15 protein-coding genes and 2 pseudogenes are annotated in these 15,953 nt (G+C 67.4%); 10 read left to right on the forward strand and 7 right to left on the reverse strand.

What is annotated here, in order from left to right; translation table 11 throughout:
• Positions 1–1,155, forward strand: a 1,155-nt coding sequence (locus TY51_RS03775; RefSeq protein ID WP_042246052.1) for a cbb3-type cytochrome c oxidase subunit I, incomplete at its 5' end; no start/stop codon positions are given.
• 13 nt (positions 1,156–1,168) lie between these two features.
• On the forward strand, positions 1,169–1,663 hold the full coding sequence (locus TY51_RS03780; RefSeq protein WP_042246054.1) for a DUF2244 domain-containing protein: 495 nt from the start codon (positions 1,169–1,171) through the stop codon (positions 1,661–1,663).
• On the opposite strand, the gene TY51_RS03785 is transcribed toward TY51_RS03780, so the two are convergent.
• A complete protein-coding gene (locus TY51_RS03785; protein ID WP_042246056.1) occupies positions 1,660–1,848 on the reverse strand; it encodes a DUF3008 family protein in 189 nt (62 codons plus the stop codon). The two genes, TY51_RS03780 and TY51_RS03785, sit on opposite strands and share 4 nt — an antisense overlap.
• Before the next feature lie 45 nt (positions 1,849–1,893).
• Complete coding sequence (locus TY51_RS03790) at positions 1,894–2,355, reverse strand: GatB/YqeY domain-containing protein (protein WP_042246217.1); 462 nt, start codon at positions 2,353–2,355, stop codon at positions 1,894–1,896.
• A gap of 154 nt (positions 2,356–2,509) precedes the next feature.
• Between TY51_RS03790 and carA the strand changes: the two genes are divergently transcribed.
• Both carA and TY51_RS03800 read left to right on the forward strand, forming a co-directional pair.
• Positions 2,510–3,658, forward strand: coding sequence for a glutamine-hydrolyzing carbamoyl-phosphate synthase small subunit (carA, locus tag TY51_RS03795; RefSeq protein ID WP_042246059.1), 1,149 nt, complete (start codon positions 2,510–2,512; stop codon positions 3,656–3,658).
• Positions 3,659–3,765: 107 nt separating this feature from the next.
• The gene (locus tag TY51_RS03800) at positions 3,766–5,901 is read left to right on the forward strand and encodes a glycosyltransferase (protein WP_052649740.1); all 2,136 of its coding nucleotides are present in this window, start codon (positions 3,766–3,768) and stop codon (positions 5,899–5,901) included.
• Here TY51_RS03800 and TY51_RS03805 read toward each other — a convergent pair.
• Positions 5,898–8,697 (reverse strand): annotated as a pseudogene (locus TY51_RS03805) (glutamine-synthetase adenylyltransferase). The gene TY51_RS03800 and the pseudogene TY51_RS03805 overlap by 4 nt on opposite strands.
• 207 nt (positions 8,698–8,904) lie before the next feature.
• On the opposite strand from TY51_RS03805, the gene TY51_RS03810 reads away from it, so the two are divergent.
• From TY51_RS03810 to ilvN, 3 genes and pseudogenes are all read left to right on the forward strand, one after another.
• The gene (locus tag TY51_RS03810) at positions 8,905–9,744 is read left to right on the forward strand and encodes an arginyltransferase (RefSeq protein WP_042246223.1); all 840 of its coding nucleotides are present in this window, start codon (positions 8,905–8,907) and stop codon (positions 9,742–9,744) included.
• 160 nt (positions 9,745–9,904) lie between these two features.
• A pseudogene (locus TY51_RS03815) lies at positions 9,905–11,658 on the forward strand (acetolactate synthase 3 large subunit).
• Between the two features lie 25 nt (positions 11,659–11,683).
• On the forward strand, positions 11,684–12,244 hold the full coding sequence (ilvN, locus tag TY51_RS03820) for an acetolactate synthase small subunit (RefSeq protein ID WP_042246061.1): 561 nt from the start codon (positions 11,684–11,686) through the stop codon (positions 12,242–12,244).
• Between the two features lie 6 nt (positions 12,245–12,250).
• Here ilvN and TY51_RS03825 read toward each other — a convergent pair whose 3' ends face one another.
• Both TY51_RS03825 and TY51_RS03830 read right to left on the reverse strand, forming a co-directional pair.
• Positions 12,251–12,622 carry a hypothetical protein gene (locus TY51_RS03825; protein ID WP_156117867.1) on the reverse strand — a complete coding sequence of 124 codons (372 nt, stop codon included), beginning with the start codon at positions 12,620–12,622 and terminating at the stop codon, positions 12,251–12,253.
• Positions 12,623–12,806: 184 nt separating this feature from the next.
• Entirely contained in the window at positions 12,807–13,577 is a 771-nt protein-coding gene (locus TY51_RS03830; RefSeq protein ID WP_052649743.1) for a M48 family metalloprotease, read from the reverse strand.
• Between the two features lie 140 nt (positions 13,578–13,717).
• Here TY51_RS03830 and TY51_RS03835 point away from each other — a divergent pair, with 140 nt between their 5' ends.
• From TY51_RS03835 to TY51_RS03845, 3 genes are all read left to right on the forward strand, one after another.
• On the forward strand, positions 13,718–13,963 hold the full coding sequence (locus tag TY51_RS03835) for a hypothetical protein (RefSeq protein WP_042246064.1): 246 nt from the start codon (positions 13,718–13,720) through the stop codon (positions 13,961–13,963).
• A gap of 63 nt (positions 13,964–14,026) precedes the next feature.
• Positions 14,027–14,599, forward strand: coding sequence for a nitroreductase family protein (locus TY51_RS03840; RefSeq protein ID WP_042246066.1), 573 nt, complete (start codon positions 14,027–14,029; stop codon positions 14,597–14,599).
• The gene (locus tag TY51_RS03845) at positions 14,596–15,312 is read left to right on the forward strand and encodes an EI24 domain-containing protein (RefSeq protein WP_231558898.1); all 717 of its coding nucleotides are present in this window, start codon (positions 14,596–14,598) and stop codon (positions 15,310–15,312) included. The genes TY51_RS03840 and TY51_RS03845 overlap by 4 nt, the downstream gene beginning before the upstream one ends.
• Here TY51_RS03845 and TY51_RS03850 read toward each other — a convergent pair.
• Positions 15,269–15,538, reverse strand: coding sequence for a DUF1467 family protein (locus TY51_RS03850; protein WP_042246069.1), 270 nt, complete (start codon positions 15,536–15,538; stop codon positions 15,269–15,271). The two genes, TY51_RS03845 and TY51_RS03850, sit on opposite strands and share 44 nt — an antisense overlap.
• A complete protein-coding gene (mce, locus tag TY51_RS03855) occupies positions 15,538–15,942 on the reverse strand; it encodes a methylmalonyl-CoA epimerase (protein ID WP_042246072.1) in 405 nt (134 codons plus the stop codon). The genes TY51_RS03850 and mce overlap by 1 nt, the downstream gene beginning before the upstream one ends.
• Positions 15,943–15,953: the final 11 nt, after the last annotated feature.

Here is a 15,953-nt window from a genome sequence, read left to right on the forward strand (position 1 = left end):
GGCGGGTATTCGACCGACCTCGCGATCTTTGCGGTGCACGTTTCGGGCGCCTCGTCGATCGTCGGCGCGATCAATATCATCACCACCTTCCTGAACATGCGCGCCCCCGGCATGACCCTGTTCAAGGTGCCGCTGTTCGCCTGGTCGGTGTTCATCACTGCCTGGCTGATCCTGCTGGCCCTGCCCGTTCTGGCCGGCGCCATCACCATGCTGCTGATGGATCGCAACTTCGGCACGAACTTCTTCAACCCGGCCGGCGGCGGCGACCCGGTGCTGTACCAGCACATCCTGTGGTTCTTCGGCCACCCGGAAGTGTACATCATCATCCTGCCCGGCTTTGGCATCATCAGCCACGTCATCGCGACCTTCTCGCGCAAGCCGATCTTCGGTTACCTGCCGATGGTCCTGGCGATGGCCGCGATCGGGATCCTGGGCTTTGTCGTGTGGGCGCACCACATGTACACCGTCGGGATGTCGCTGACCCAGCAGAGCTATTTCATGCTGGCCACCATGACCATCGCCGTGCCCACGGGCATCAAGGTGTTCTCGTGGATCGCGACGATGTGGGGCGGCTCGGTCGAGTTCAAGACGCCGATGCTCTGGGCCTTCGGCTTCCTGTTCCTGTTCACCGTCGGCGGCGTGACCGGCGTGGTGCTCAGCCAGGCGCCGCTGGACCGCGTGTATCATGACACCTACTACGTCGTGGCGCACTTCCACTATGTGATGTCGCTTGGTGCGGTCTTCGCGATCTTTGCCGGCGTCTATTACTGGATCGGCAAGATGTCGGGTCGCCAGTACCCGGAATGGGCCGGCAAGCTGCACTTCTGGGCGATGTTCATCGGTTCGAACATGACCTTCTTCCCGCAGCACTTCCTGGGACGTCAGGGCATGCCGCGCCGCTACATCGACTATCCGGTCGAGTACGCATTCTGGAACGCGATCAGCTCGTGGGGCGCCTATCTGTCCTTCACCTCCTTCGTGTTCTTCATCGGCGTGGTGTTCTACACCCTCTTGGCCGGCAAGCGCGTCACCCAGAACAACTACTGGAACGAGTACGCCGACACGCTGGAATGGACCTTGCCCTCGCCCCCGCCCGAGCACACGTTCGAGCAGCTGCCCAAGCGCGAGGACTGGGACCGCAGCCCGGCCCACTGAAGGCACATCCTCGATGCCATATCGTTGGACAGAAACGGCCCCGGACACGTCCGGGGCCTTTTTGCAAACCGTGATCCTGTGGCCGCACCGATCTCTGCCCAAGCGGGGCTTCGTGTGGTTCATCGGCATCACGGCCGTGCTGCTGCTGCTGCCGATCCTGGCGGTGCTTGGCACGCAGGTGCTGTGGGGGCTGCTGCCGTTCATGGCGCTGACGGTGGGGGGCGTCTGGATCGCCCTGCGCCAGACCTATCGCACCGGCCAGACGCGCGAGGAGCTGGTCATGGACCGCACCCACCTGCAGATCCGGCGCAATGATCCGGGTCGCCCGGAACGCCTGTGGCAGACCAACAGCTATTGGGTGCGCCCCGGCCTGCGCAACGGACCAGTCGAGGCCTATCTGACCCTGTCGGACGGCCAGCGCGAGATCGAGCTGGGCGCGTTCCTAACCCCCGACGAACGCCGCACCCTGTGCGACGAGCTGATGCGGCGGCTGGCGCGCCTGCGCTAGTCGTCGTCGGCGCGGTCGGGCAGGCCGTCGTGGTCGGTCGCGGCAAAGTCTTCCAGCTCGGCCTCGGTCATGCTGTGATACATGTCCTTGGACGCGCCCTGCAGGTCGCAGACCTTTGTTTCGCCGCGCTTGGCGGACAGGGCGGCGCCGGCGGCGCGTTGCTGGGCTTTGGATCGTGCGGGCATGGGGTCACCTCCTGCCCGCACAACGCCTGATCCGCCGGGGCGGTTTCAGGCCAGCAGGCGCGCCTTGACCGCCGGACCCACGGCGCCAAAATCCATCTGTCCGGCATGGCGTTCCTTCAGCGCGGCCATCACGCGACCCATGTCGCGGATGCCCTCGGCGCCCAGATCGGCGATGGCGGCATCGATCGCGGCGGTCGTCTCGGTGGCGTCCATCGGGCGGGGCAGGAATTCCTGGATCACGCCGATCTCGTCCTCTTCCTTGGCGGCCAGTTCCAGACGGCCGCCCTCCTCATAGGCACTGGCCGATTCCTGGCGCTGCTTGACCATGCGCGACAGGATCAGGACCAGGTCGCCCTCGGTCAGGGTGCCGTCGGTGTCGCCGCCGCGCGCGGCGATCTCGCGGTCCTTGACGGCGGCGGCGATCAGGCGCAGCGTCGACAGCCGGGCGCTGTCGCGGGCCTTCATCGCCTCTTTCGTGGCGGCTTGCAGCTTGGCGCGCAGATCCATCTTCGTCTCCAACCCAAGGCGCGGGATGCGCCCGAAAGAACCGCATCTAGCCCCCCGCGGTCCGTGTTTCAAGCGCGGCCCCCGGACCGCTGCGGGTTGACCTTGGGGCGCGCGCCCCCTATTCACCGCCTGATTTCATTCCAGAGGTGCCGACATGGCTGCTAAACCGACCGCGTGCCTGGCGCTTGCCGACGGGACCGTCTTCTATGGCATGGGCTTCGGCGCCCCCGGCGAAGTCGTCGCCGAACTGGTCTTCAACACCGCGATGACCGGCTACCAGGAGATCATGACTGATCCCTCCTATGCCAGCCAGATCGTGACCTTCACCTTCCCCCATATCGGCAACACCGGCGTCACCGAAGAGGATGACGAGGCACCCGACCCGGTCGCCAGCGGCATCGTCGTGCGGTGGGACCCGACAGAGCCGTCGAACTGGCGCAGCACGTCGGAACTGACCGACTGGATGGCGCGCCGCGGCCGCATCGGCATCGGCGGCGTCGACACCCGCCGCCTGACCCGCGCGATCCGCCAACAGGGCGCGCCGCACGTCGTGCTGGCCCATGACCCCGACGGCAATTTCAACATCGAGGCCATGATCGCCCGCGCCCGCGACTGGCCGGGTCTGGTCGGGCTGGACCTGGCCCGCGGCGTCAGCTGCGCCCAAAGCTATCGTTGGGACCAGGGCGCATGGGAATGGGGCACGGGCTTTGGCACCGCGCCCGGCGACCGGCCGTTCAAGGTCGTGGCGCTGGACTACGGCGCGAAACGCAACATCCTGCGCTCGCTTGTGGCGTTCGGGGCCGATGTCACCGTCCTGCCGGCCACCGCCACCGCGGCCGAGGTGATGGCGCATGAGCCCGAGGGCGTGTTCCTGTCCAACGGCCCCGGCGATCCGGCCGCGACCGGCGCCTATGCCGTGCCGATGATTCAGGACCTGCTGGGCCGTGACATGCCGATCTTTGGCATCTGCCTGGGTCACCAGATGCTGGCGCTGGCGCTTGGCGCCAAGACCGTCAAGATGAGCCACGGCCATCACGGCGCGAACCATCCCGTGCGCGACGTGGAGACCGGCAAGGTCGAGATCACCTCGATGAACCACGGCTTTGCGGTCGATTCGCAAAGCCTGCCTGTCGGCGTGATCGAGACTCATGTCAGCCTGTTCGACGGCAGCAACTGCGGCATCCGCATGCAGGACAAGCCGGTCTTCTCGGTCCAGCACCACCCCGAGGCGTCCCCCGGGCCGCAGGACAGTCTGTACCTGTTCAAGCGGTTCACCGATTCGATGCGCGCACGCCGCGCCTGACGGTGAAATGCCCCCGTGCGACCAGTTTTTACCGGTCGCACGGGATCGCTTAATCTTCTGTTAACGCATGACGTTCCAAGACGGGTCGATCCTGATGGGAAACGACCATGGCGCAGCCTGCCCCCCTGCCCCGGCCTGCCAACCTGCCCGATCCGGCGACCGCCGGCAGTGCGGTCCTGTGCGGGCCGACGCTGGCCCCGCGCGACCGTCGGTCGCTTGGGCAGATCCTGCTGGAGGATGGGGCGGTCGATGCGGGCGACCTGCTCAAGGCGACGGTGATCCAGCAAAGGCTGCGCATTCGGCTGGACCAGGTTCTGCTGGCCCAAGGAATGGTCCAGCCGTCAGCCCTGGCCCGCGCGCTGTCGCGCCAATGGCGCACCACCGCGATCGACCCCGACGTGACGCCCGCCGATCCGCGGCTGATCGACGATGCGGGCGCCGGGTTCTGCCTGACGCACGGGCTGCTGCCCTGGCGGCGAATCGGCGGGGTGACCTGGATCGCAACCGCGCGGCCCGATGATTTTGCGGCCGTGCTGCCCCTGCTGCCGCGCCAGTTCGGCCAAGTCCGCATGCTGCTGTGCAGCGCCGACCAGGCCCAGGGCGGGGTGCTGAATTCGCGCCGCACCCGCCTGATCCGCGAGGCGGAGACCCGCGTCCCCGCCATCGAAAGCTGCCGCACTCAGAACCAGGCCCGCACCGCACGCCTGGCGATCGCGGCGCTGGCCCTGACCGGGGCGGGGCTGGTCCTGATTCCGACGGTGATCGTGGGACTGCTGACCTTTTGGGCGGTGCTGACCCTGGTGACGCAGAGCGGGCTGAAGCTGGCCTCGTTCCTGGCGGCGCGGCGTGCGGTGCGCGAACAGGACGAACATGCGCTGGCCGTTCGGCAGGGGCATTTGGTCCCCCCGCAAATGGAAACCGCGCTGCCGCTGATATCGGTCATGGTGCCGCTGTTTCACGAAGACGACGTGGCGGGCAAGCTGGTCGCGCGGCTGGCCCGGTTGGACTATCCCCGAGAGCTGACCGACATCCTGCTGGTGATCGAGGCCAGCGACGAGATCACCGAGGCCGCGCTGGACGGCGTGCGCCTGCCGCACTGGATCCGCGTCGTGCGGGTGCCGGACGGGCCGATCAAGACCAAACCCCGGGCGCTGAACTATGCGCTGAATTTTTGCCGCGGGCAGATCGTGGGCATCTGGGACGCCGAGGATCGCCCCGACCCCGATCAGCTGCACAAGGTCGCGCGGCGGTTCCATTTCGCCCCGGCGGACGTCGCCTGCCTGCAGGGGGCGCTGGATTATTACAACCCGCGCACCAATTGGCTGGCACGGTGTTTCACCATCGAATACGCAGGCTGGTTCCGCATTCTTTTGCCGGGGGTGGCGCGGCTTGGGCTGATCGTGCCCCTGGGCGGCACCACGTTGTTCTTTCGCCGCGATCTGCTGGAACAGGTCGGTGCCTGGGACGCGTGGAACGTGACCGAGGATGCCGATCTGGGCGTCCGTCTGGCGCGCCGCGGCTATCGGACAGAGATCATCGAGACGACCACCGACGAGGAGGCCAACTGTCGCGCCCTGCCTTGGGTCAAGCAGCGGTCCCGCTGGCTCAAGGGTTACGCGATGACTTGGGCCGTGCACATGCGCGATCCGGCAGCGCTCTATCGCGATCTGGGGGCGTGGCGGTTCTGGGGCTTTCAGGTCCAGTTCCTGGGCGCGCTGTCGCAATACCTGCTGGCGCCGATCCTGTGGAGCTTCTGGCTGCTGACCTTTGGCCTGCCGCATCCCCTGCGCGCGCCGCTGGAGACCAGCGTCGGATCCTGGGCGATCGCCGGCCTGTTCGGTCTGTTCGTCGCCTCCGAGGCGCTGAGCATCTTTGTCGGCATGCGCGCGGTCAGCGGCGCGAAACATCGCCACCTGATGCCGTGGGTTCCGACGCTGCATTTCTATTACCCGCTTGGCTGCCTGGCGGGATGGAAGGCCATCTACGAAGTCGTGGCCAAGCCCTTTTACTGGGACAAGACCGCCCACGGCCTGTTCGTCGAGGCCGGTGACGCGCCCGAGATCCCGCTGGCGCCGGGCATGGTGTCGATCCCGGTCCTGGGCCAGATTGGCGGCCGGTCCCTGGCCGAGGTCGCGGCAGACCTGCAGGCCAGCGCGGGACACGCCCGCGTCGGGCAAATCGATGCCCCGACCGTCGAACCCGAATCCATGCGCTTTCCCCAGGATCGCGCCGCCAGCGGCTAGCCGGGCGGGGTGTCGCCGGACAATCGTTCTTCGACGATGGCCTGCACCGTGTCGAAATCCCGAACCAGACGGTCGCGCAGGGCCTGCGGGCTGTCCGCCTCGACCTCGCGCAGCAGGAAGTCCTGGCCGCCGCGTCCGATCTCGTCCATGTCCAGCGGCCTGTCGGTCAGCAGGCGGGCGGCGGCATGCACGCGCCACAACCCCCGCCAGATCGACGACAGACGGTCCGCCTGTTCCGCGGACAGCAGGCCTGCCCTGCGACCCGCGCGAAGCTGCGCCAGCGTCGACCGCGCCGGATCGCCCGCCCGCAGCGCACAGCTTTGCGCCAGCAGGTCGATGTCCTGCAGCCGCCCGGCCCCCTGACGCACGTCGAAGACCCCGCCCGGCGGCTTGGCCGCGAACAGGCGGTCGCGCATCTGGCCGGTGTCGGGCAGCACCCGGGGGTCGGTGCCGCGTTCGGTCAGGACCTGCAGACGCAGGGCCTCGATCTGCTGGCACAGCGTCTCCGCGTCGGGACCGATCTGCGCCACGCAGCGGGCACGGGTCAGGGCCAGATGCTCCCACGTCCAGGCCTCGGTCATCTGATAGGTGCCGAAACTGTCGATGGAGGTCGCCACCGGCCCCTGCCGCCCCGACGGGCGCAGCCGCATGTCGACCTCGTAGAGGCGGCCTTCGGCGGTGGGGGCGGACAGGGCGGTGACCATCGCCTGTGTCAGGCGCGCGTAATAGGGGCGCGCGGCCAGCGGGCGCGGCCCATCGGATGCGTCGACCCCGTCCGCGTCATAGATCACGATCAGGTCCAGATCCGACCCCGCGTTCAGCACCCGCGCACCCAGAGAGCCCATGCCCACGACCACCGCGCCCCGCCCCGGCGGCGGGCCGTGGCGGCGGGCGAAATCGGCGGCCGTCACCGGCAGCAGCGCCGCCACGCAGCGCCGGCAAGGTCGGCGTATTGCACCGCGGCCTCGTCCGCGCCGATCAGGCCGCGCAGGTGATGGACGCCGATGCGGAACTGCCATTCATGCGCCCACCGGCGCGCCGCATCCAGCGCGCGTTCATAACCGCCGCCGGGCTGGGTCAGCGCGCGCTGCAGGACCGCGTCCAGCTCCGCCACCAGACCCGCCTCGGCGGGCCATGGCGCGAAGAAGCTGCCCGCCAGCACGCCGTCCAGGACCGACGGGTGGCGCGCCAGGTAGGCGGCCAGCGCGGGCGCGGTGCCGCAGATGTCGACGATCAGGTCGATCAGCTGGGGATTGGCCTCGAACAGGGAAAACAGCTGGACCCCCGCAGGCAGCCCGGACAGGACGCTGTCGAACCGGGCCAGCGCCTCGGCCGGGTGGCCGGCGCGGGCCATGCGCGACAGAAGCGGCGCCTCGATCCGGTGAAAGATCTGGCGCGCGCGGTCGGACCGCAGCGCCGGATAGGTCTGCCAGCCTGGATCACCGCCCGCGATTCGTCGGACAGGTCGGGAACGGTGTCGGTCGGCTCGGACGGGGCGAAGAAACGCTCGGTCAGCGCATGCACGCGTTCCAACCGCGATTTCAGTCGGGCGCACCACGCATCGGCATCGGGCTCGCCCATCAGGGCGGCGATGGTGGTCAGGCCCTGATCGTCCTTGGGCAGGCTGTGGGTCTGGGCGTCATTCACCATCTGGATACGGTGTTCGATGTCGCGATGTTCGCGGTAATGCGCCGTCAGTTCGTCGGCGACGTCCCGGGGGATCCAGTTCTTGGCCGCCAGCGCGGCCAGCCCGCCGACCGTGTCGCGGCATTGCAGGTCGCGGTCGCGCCCGCCCGCGATCAGCTGACGGGTCTGGGTAAAGAACTCGATCTCGCGGATGCCGCCGCGGCCAAGCTTCAGGTTGTGGCCCGCCACCTCCAGCCGCCCGCCCAGACCCTTGTGGTCGCGGATGCGCAGCCGCATGTCATGGGCGTCCTGGATGGCCGCGAAATCCAGATGCTTGCGCCAGACAAAGGGACGCAATTCGCGCAGCAGGCGTTCGCCCGCGGCGATGTCGCCCGCCGCCGCGCGCGCCTTGATGAAGGCCGCGCGTTCCCAGGTCCGCCCCTCGGCCTCGTAATAGGCCAGCGCCGCGGCGGTCGAGATGCAGACCGGCGTCACTGCCGCATCGGGCCGCAGCCGCAGGTCGGTGCGAAAGACATAGCCGTGGTCGGTCACGTCAGACAGGGTCGCGGCCATCCGCCGCGTGGCACGGATCAGGGCGGCGCGGGCCTCCATCTGGTCGGCCTCGGCGTAGGCGGTCTCGTCGAACAGCACGATCAGGTCTATGTCGGAACTGTAGTTCAGCTCTCGTGCGCCGCCCTTCCCCATCGCCAGCGCGAAGATGCCGCCCGCATCGGCGGTGGTGGCGGGCAGCTTGCCGCGCCGGATCTCGGTCGCGACATGAACGCGCAGGGCCAGGTCGACGGCGCGGTCGGCCAGGTCGGACAGCGCGCCCGTCACCTGCTCCAGTGACCAGACCCCGCCCAGATCGGCCAGCGCCGCCAGCAGCGCCACCCGCCGCTTGGCCCGGCGCAAGGCCACGCCAAGCGCGTCCGCGTCCAGCGATTGCAGGCCCTGCGTCTCGCGCGCGACGACATCGTCGTGGTCCAGCGCATCGGGCAGCCAGTCGGCCTCGGACCGCAGCAGGCCTGCCAGATAGGGGCTGCTGCCCGCAGTACCCGCGATCAGGTCGCGCATCCGGTCGGACAGGGTCGGGAACAGCGCCGCGACATCCGCCCCACGGGCGGCGTCGACGGGCAGCGGAAGGCGGGTGATGCGGGTCTGAAAGCTCATGCGCGCCACCTTGCCGGGGCCGCCCCGGCCCGTCAACGCAACGCGCGGTAAACCATGTCGGACGGAACCGTCCGGCGCGCTGCTTTCCCCGCTTGGCCTGCCGGGAAATCGTTGCTAGGCTTTCGCGCATACCAACCCGCGATATGGAACCTTCCGCGCCCGCATGATCAGTCGCGACCTGACCAGATGCTGCAAGGGGCGCACCTGATGCGCCATACGTTGCCCCATGCGCCACAGTTCTATGTGACCGCGCCCCAGCCCTGCCCGTATCTGCACGGCCGCGCCGAACGAAAGCTGTTCACCGCACTGCAGGGGGACAACGCCGCCGAACTGAACAACGCGCTGTCGCGGCAGGGTTTCCGGCGGTCCCAGAACGTGCTGTACCGGCCCAGCTGCGAAAGCTGCGTGGCCTGCATGTCGGCGCGCATCCGGGTCGCGGATTTCCACCCCTCCAAGACGCAGCGCCGCATCACCACCCGCAACGGTGCCCTGCGCCGCCTGGCCACCAGTGCCTGGGCGACCGAGGATCAGTTCGAACTGTTCCGCCGTTATCTGGACAGCCGCCACGCGGATGGCGGTATGGCGGACATGGACATCTTCGAGTTCGCCGCGATGATAGAGGAGACGCCTGTCAAGACCCGCGTCATCGAATACCGCTGCAGCGACGATGCGATGCCGGTGCTGGCGCAGGGCGACGATCATCTGGCCGGGGTCTGCCTGACCGACGTGCTGGATGACGGGCTGAGCCTTGTCTACAGCTTCTATGACCCGCTGCTGCGGCCGGCCAGCATGGGCACCTATATCATTCTGGACCATATCGAGATCGCGCGCGCCGCGGGCCTGCCCTATGTCTATCTGGGCTATTGGGTGCCCGGCAGCCGCAAGATGGACTACAAGGCCCGCTTCAGCGCGCTGGAGATCTACAAGGGCGGCGTGTGGCAGGATATCGGCAACCCCGAGGATCATTCGAACGAGGCGCACCCCCTGTCGGTCGATCCCATCGTCGAACAGGTCGCCCGCATCGCCCTGCCGCAATTCGACCGATAGCGTCGGCCAAACCGCGAAATAAAGTTTCAATTTACGCCGCCCCTGCGTCACTTTCTCCACCAAATGCCATTGACCCTGTCGGAGCCTGACCCTAGGTTGCGCCGACGCGGGGCTGCAAATGGTGCGCCTTGCAGGTGTTTTTGATGGATGGAGCAAGACGATGTCCCGAACAATGACGGGTGCGAGAATGGTGGTCGAGGCGCTGCGCGATCAGGGCGTCGATACCGTATTCGGCTATCCGGGCGGGGCCGTGCTACCCATCTATGACGAGATCTTTCAGCAGAACGACATCACCCATGTCCTGGTCCGCCACGAACAGGGCGCCGTCCACATGGCCGAGGGCTATGCCCGCGCCACGGGCAAGCCGGGCGTCGTGCTGGTCACCTCGGGTCCGGGGGCCACGAACGCGGTGACCGGCCTGACCGATGCGCTGCTGGATTCGATCCCGCTGGTCGTGCTGTCGGGCCAGGTCCCGACCTTCATGATCGGCACCGACGGGTTCCAGGAGGCCGACACGGTCGGCATCACCCGCCCCTGCACCAAGCACAACTGGCTGGTCAAGGACACGGACAAGCTGGCCGCGACGATCCACAAGGGCTTTCACGTCGCCACCTCCGGTCGCCCCGGTCCGGTCCTGATCGACATTCCCAAGGATGTGCAGTTCGCGACCGGCACCTATGTCGGACCCAAGCAGGTCGACAATGGCCGCTACAACCCGACGAAAAAGGGCGATCTGGGCGCGATCACGCGTCTGGTCGAGCTGATGGAACAGGCCGAACGCCCGATCCTGTATACCGGTGGCGGTGTCATCAACTCCGGTCCCGGCGCCAGCCAGCTGCTGCGCGAACTGGCCGAGGCAACGGGATTCCCCGTGACCTCGACCCTGATGGGGTTGGGCTGCTATCCGGCGTCGGGCGACAAGTGGCTGGGCATGCTGGGCATGCACGGCACCTATGAGGCCAACCTGGCGATGCACGGCTGCGATCTGATGATCAACATCGGCGCGCGCTTTGACGACCGGATCACCGGGCGGATCGCGGATTTCAGCCCCGGCTCGGTCAAGGCGCATATCGATATCGACCCCTCCTCGATCAACAAGGTCGTGCGCGTCGACGTGCCGATCGTCGGCGACGTGGGCCATGTATTGGAGGATCTGCTGAAGGTCTGGAAGTCGCGCGGCCGCAAGACGAACAGCCCGGCGCTGAAGCAGTGGTGGGGCCAGATCGCCGAATGGCGCGCCAAGAAATGCCTGGCCTATCGGGGCAGCGACACGATCATCAAGCCGCAGCACGCGCTGGAACGCCTTGAGGCGCTGACCAAGAACCACGACCGCTATATCACCACCGAGGTCGGCCAGCATCAGATGTGGGCCGCACAGTATCTGGGCTTCGAAGGACCGAACCGCTGGATGACATCGGGCGGTCTGGGCACGATGGGTTATGGCCTGCCGGCGTCGATCGGCGTGCAGATGGCGCACCCCGAGGCGCTGGTCATCAACGTCGCGGGCGATGCCAGCTGGCTGATGAACATGCAGGAGATGGGCACCGCGGTGCAGTTCCGCCTGCCGGTCAAGCAGTTCATCCTGAACAACGAACGCTTGGCATGGTGCGCCAATGGCAGCAGCTGCTGCATGGCGAACGTTACAGCCAGTCCTGGTCTGACAGCTTGCCCGATTTCGTCAAGTTGGCCGAGGCATTCGGCTGCAAGGGCGCGCAGGTGCGCGACCCCAAGGATCTGGATGCCGCGATCCAGCAGATGATCGACTATGACGGTCCCTTCATCCTGGACGTGCTGGTCGAGAAGCACGAGAACTGCTTCCCGATGATCCCTTCGGGCAAGCCGCATAACGAGATGCTGCTGGGCGAGGCCGAGACCCTGGGCGTGATCGAATCCGAAGGCGCGGTGCTGGTCTGAGACCGGCCTGAGAAAGAGCAGAACCATGAACGCTTTGAACATCCAGAAGGGCATGTCCAGCCATTCGGCCTATGACCTGCGCGACCCGCATTCGCCCATCGAGGAAAGCCACACCTTGGCTGTCCTGGTCGAGAACGAGCCCGGCGTGCTGGCGCGCGTGATCGGCCTGTTCGCGGGCCGCGGCTATAATATCGACAGCCTGACCGTGGCCGAGGTCGACCATACTGGCCACCGGTCGCGCATCACGGTGGTGACGCGCGGCACGCCCGCGGTGATCGAACAGATCAAGGCGCAGCTGGGCCGAATCGTGGTCGTCCACGAGGTGCATGACCTGACCGTCGAGGGTCCGGTGGTGGAACGCGAGCTGGGCCTGTTCAAGGTGCGCGGCACGGGCGACAAGCGCGTCGAGGCCCTGCGAATCGCCGAGATCTTTCGCGCGAACGTGGTCGATTCGACGCTGGAGAGCTTTGTCTTCGAACTGGTCGGCACGCCGTCCAAGCTGGAGGCATTCGCCGATCTGATGCGCCCGTTGGGCCTGACCGATCTGGCGCGCACCGGGGTCGCCGCGCTGTCGCGCGGCGCCTGATCGCCCCTAGCGCGCGGCCCCGCTGCGGGGTCGCGCATAGGTCGTGGCCGGACGGCGGGTCGCCGACGGCACGGACCCGCCCGGAAACGTATCCTGATGCGCCACCACCCGCAGGGCCGGACGCGGAGCCTGCTGCGCATCGGCCAGGATTCGCGGCAGTTGCAGACAGGTCTTTTCCGACAGCATCGTCACATTCAGCGCATGGCGCAGATTGCCGACGGTCTGAGTTTCCAGTTCGACCAGATCGCCAGGCTGGGGCCATTCGCCGGGACCGGCGAAATTCGCGGTTCCCTGCAGATAGGCCAGCGTTGCTTGATCTTCGCACCAGATGATCGCCTTTTCACGCGACCCGCTGCTCCATACGACAACCCCGATCATGGGCGCCCCTTCATAGAAAAAGCGCCGAAGCGCCGGATGGTATCAATTCAAGGATCTGTCTTGTGCGAACCTATGGCGACTAAAGCAGAAAACCGCCGACATGCCAGCTTTTTCCTTTCATAGCCTGAATTTTGTTGCAGCCAGAGGTTGTCGCGTTGCGGCGCAGGCACAACCCGATCCGCGCTCAGCGGATGCGCCCGGCCTGCACGTCGGCCACGGCGCGACGCACCTGCGCCAGCCGCTGCGCCCGCGCCGGGTGGGTGCCCAGAACGTGGTTTCCGGGGTCCGGGATGCGCTGGAACAGGCCTGACCCGCTGATCGGATCATAGCCGGCGTTCAGGGTAATGATCGCGCCCAGATAGTCGGCCTCCAGCTCCCACTCCTTGGAGTAGTAGCGCGCGCCGACCGATGCGCCGATCTCCTGCGCGCGAGCGATGGCGCCGGTGTCGCCGCCATAGGCGGAGGCCAGGCTGCCCAGAACCACGGCCGCGGCGGTGGCCGCGCCCGACTTGCGGTCCAGGTGGTTCAGGATGTGGTGCGCGGCCTCGTGACCCACGACGAACGCGATTTCGTCGGGGTTCTGCGTCTGCGCGATCAGCGACAGGGTAAAGCCCACCACCGGGCGTCCGTTGCGGTCGACGGTCTGGAAGGCGTTCGGCTCCAACCCCGGCCGGTCGTCGACGACGAAGATGAAATCACAGCTGATCGGCGCGGTGCGGCGGTTCAGGCAGTCTTGGCGGACCGCGGGCTCCATCCGGCGCATGACCTGAACAAAGCTCCGCGCGGCCCCGTCGGGCGTCGCCGCATGTGGGGCCGAAGGGGCCGGCAGGGCCGGTCCCTGCTGGACGGGCGCCGGTGCGGTGCCGACGCCGGGGGCGGGCAACGGTGCACAGCCCGCGACGGCCAACGCCGCGATCAACCCTGCCAGCCAGCTGCGCGCGATCATCTGTCCCATCGTTCCTGCCCTGTTGCGACGCCCCGCGTCGGCGCGATCCTGAGGGCGCAGAATACCCCCTGCCCGTCCGGCGTAAACCCCGACCGCTTGCCGCAGGCCCCCTTTCACGCGATTGTCGGGCCTTTCCCAAGGAGATTCGGATGTTCACCATCGAACACGACTTCGACGCGACCGTGATCACCCTGATCGACGAGGCCGAGGCCCAGACGCGCCCCCTGAACGAGGACGTCGTCATTCTGGGTTTTGACGACCGGGTGATTCTGGAACAGATGAGCGACGACGGCGAAGAGGTCGTCCGCATCACCCTGTCCATGCATCAGCTGACCGAACTGCGTCTGGCGCTGAACCTGCCCGAAGGCAATTACCGGATCGAAAAGGAAGGCTGACCGCGTGCTTGCGGGCCGCGACCGGTTCATGAGACACCGCCCCCGACCCTACAGGAGATCCGCATGGACCACCGCAACGACGCCGCCCTGCAGTTTCTGGCCACCCGCCGGTCACACCCGCCCAAGATGATGATCGGTCCGGGCCCGGACCGCGATCAGCTGGCCGAGCTGCTGACGCTGGCGGCCCGCGTTCCCGATCACGGCAAGCTGGAGCCGTGGCGTTTCATCGTGCTGGGCCGGCAGACGCTGGATGCGCTGGCCCCGACCCTGCGCGATGCGGTCTTGGCGGCGGGGCAGGATCAGGCGGCGGCGGACAAGGCGGCCTCGGCCATGGCGTCGCCGGTGATCGTGGCGGTGGTGTATTCGCCGGTCGACAGTGCCAAGGTGCCCGAATGGGAGCAGGTCCTGTCGACGGGCGCGCTGTGCCTGGGGTTGGTGAACGCAGCGCTGGCATCTGGCTGGGCTGCCGCGTGGCTGACCGGGTTCGCGGCGCTGAACCAGGATTTCGCGCAGGCGCATCTGGGCATCGCGGCGCATGAACGCGTCGCAGGGCTGGTCCATATCGGCACGCGCGGCGCGCCGCCGCCCGAACGTCCCCGCCCCGATGTCATGGCCAAGACCCGGTGGCTGCCATGATGCCCGTCCGCGCGCTGCTGCGGGGTTGGGCCGACCTGCTGCGCCCGTCGGTGCTGCGGCTGGTGCTGCTGGGCATCGGGCTGACGCTGGTGCTGTTCGTGGCGCTGCAGGCGGCGATCTTCTGGGCGCTGCGGCTGTGGCTGCCGGGCGGGGTCACCCTGCCTTGGCTGGGCCAGATCGAATTCGGGCAGGTGCTGTCCTGGGGGTCGCTGGCGCTGTTTCCGGTGATGGGGATCTTCCTGATGGCCCCGGTCGCCGCCGGCTTTGCGGGCCTGTTTGCGGAAACCGTCGCCGAAAAGGTCGAGGCGATCCACTACCCGAACCGTCGCGGCACGTCGCTGGATTTCTTCGACGGGCTGCTGGAATCGGTGGCGGTCGTGCTGGCCGTGCTGGGCGTTCTGGTGGTCAGCCTGATCCTGACGCCGTTCATCGGCCCCTTCGCGCCCCTGCTGTTCCTCGGCGCGAACGGTTGGCTGCTGGGGCGCGAGTTCTTTCAGATGGCCGCCCGCCGCCACCTGGACGAAGGCCCGGCCAGCGACCTGCGCCGCGCGCATTCGGCCCGCGTGACCGTGACGGGCGTGCTGGTCGCGATCGGTCTGGTCATCCCGGTGGTCAACATCGCGGTGCCGCTGCTGGCGGCCGCCGCCTTTACCCACCTGTTCCAGATGATCAGCGGATCCACTGATCCAGGTTCGAGATATCCGCGCGCGTGATCACGCCGCCCAGGATGATCCAGGCCAGCACCGCCCACATCGCGCTGGTGATGGCCGTGGTCCAGATCAGCTTGCGCCGCCAGTTGATGCCCGACGGCGCGCCCGCATGGGTGCCGGGGATGACCTCTCCGGCATCGGCCTGACTGCGCTGCCCGATCGGCATGACGCAGAACAGGGTCAGGAACCACAGGGAAGCGAACAGAACGATACCGCCGGTCAGGTTCATCAGATTTGCTCCAGTTCGATCAGGCAGCCGTTGAAATCCTTGGGGTGCAGGAACAGCACGGGCTTGCCATGGGCGCCGATCTTCGGCTCTCCGGTGCCCAGCACGCGGGCGCCTTGTGTCTTCATGTGGTCGCGCGCGGCGATGATGTCATCCACCTCGAAGCACATGTGATGGATGCCGCCCGACGGGTTCTTGTCCAGGAAACCGCGGATCGGGCTGTCGTCGCCCAAGGGGTACAAAAGCTCGATCTTGGTGTTCGGCAGCTCGATGAAGACGACGGTGACGCCGTGGTCGGGTTCGTCCTGGGGCGGGCCCACGGTGGCCCCCAGGGTGGTCTGGTACTGTGCCGCCGCCGCCTGCAGGTCGGGGACGGCAATGGCGACATGGTTCAGGCGACCGATCATCGTCACATCCT

Origin of the sequence: Paracoccus sp. PAMC 22219, assembly GCF_000787695.1 — a bacterium.
Classification (GTDB): domain Bacteria; phylum Pseudomonadota; class Alphaproteobacteria; order Rhodobacterales; family Rhodobacteraceae; genus Paracoccus.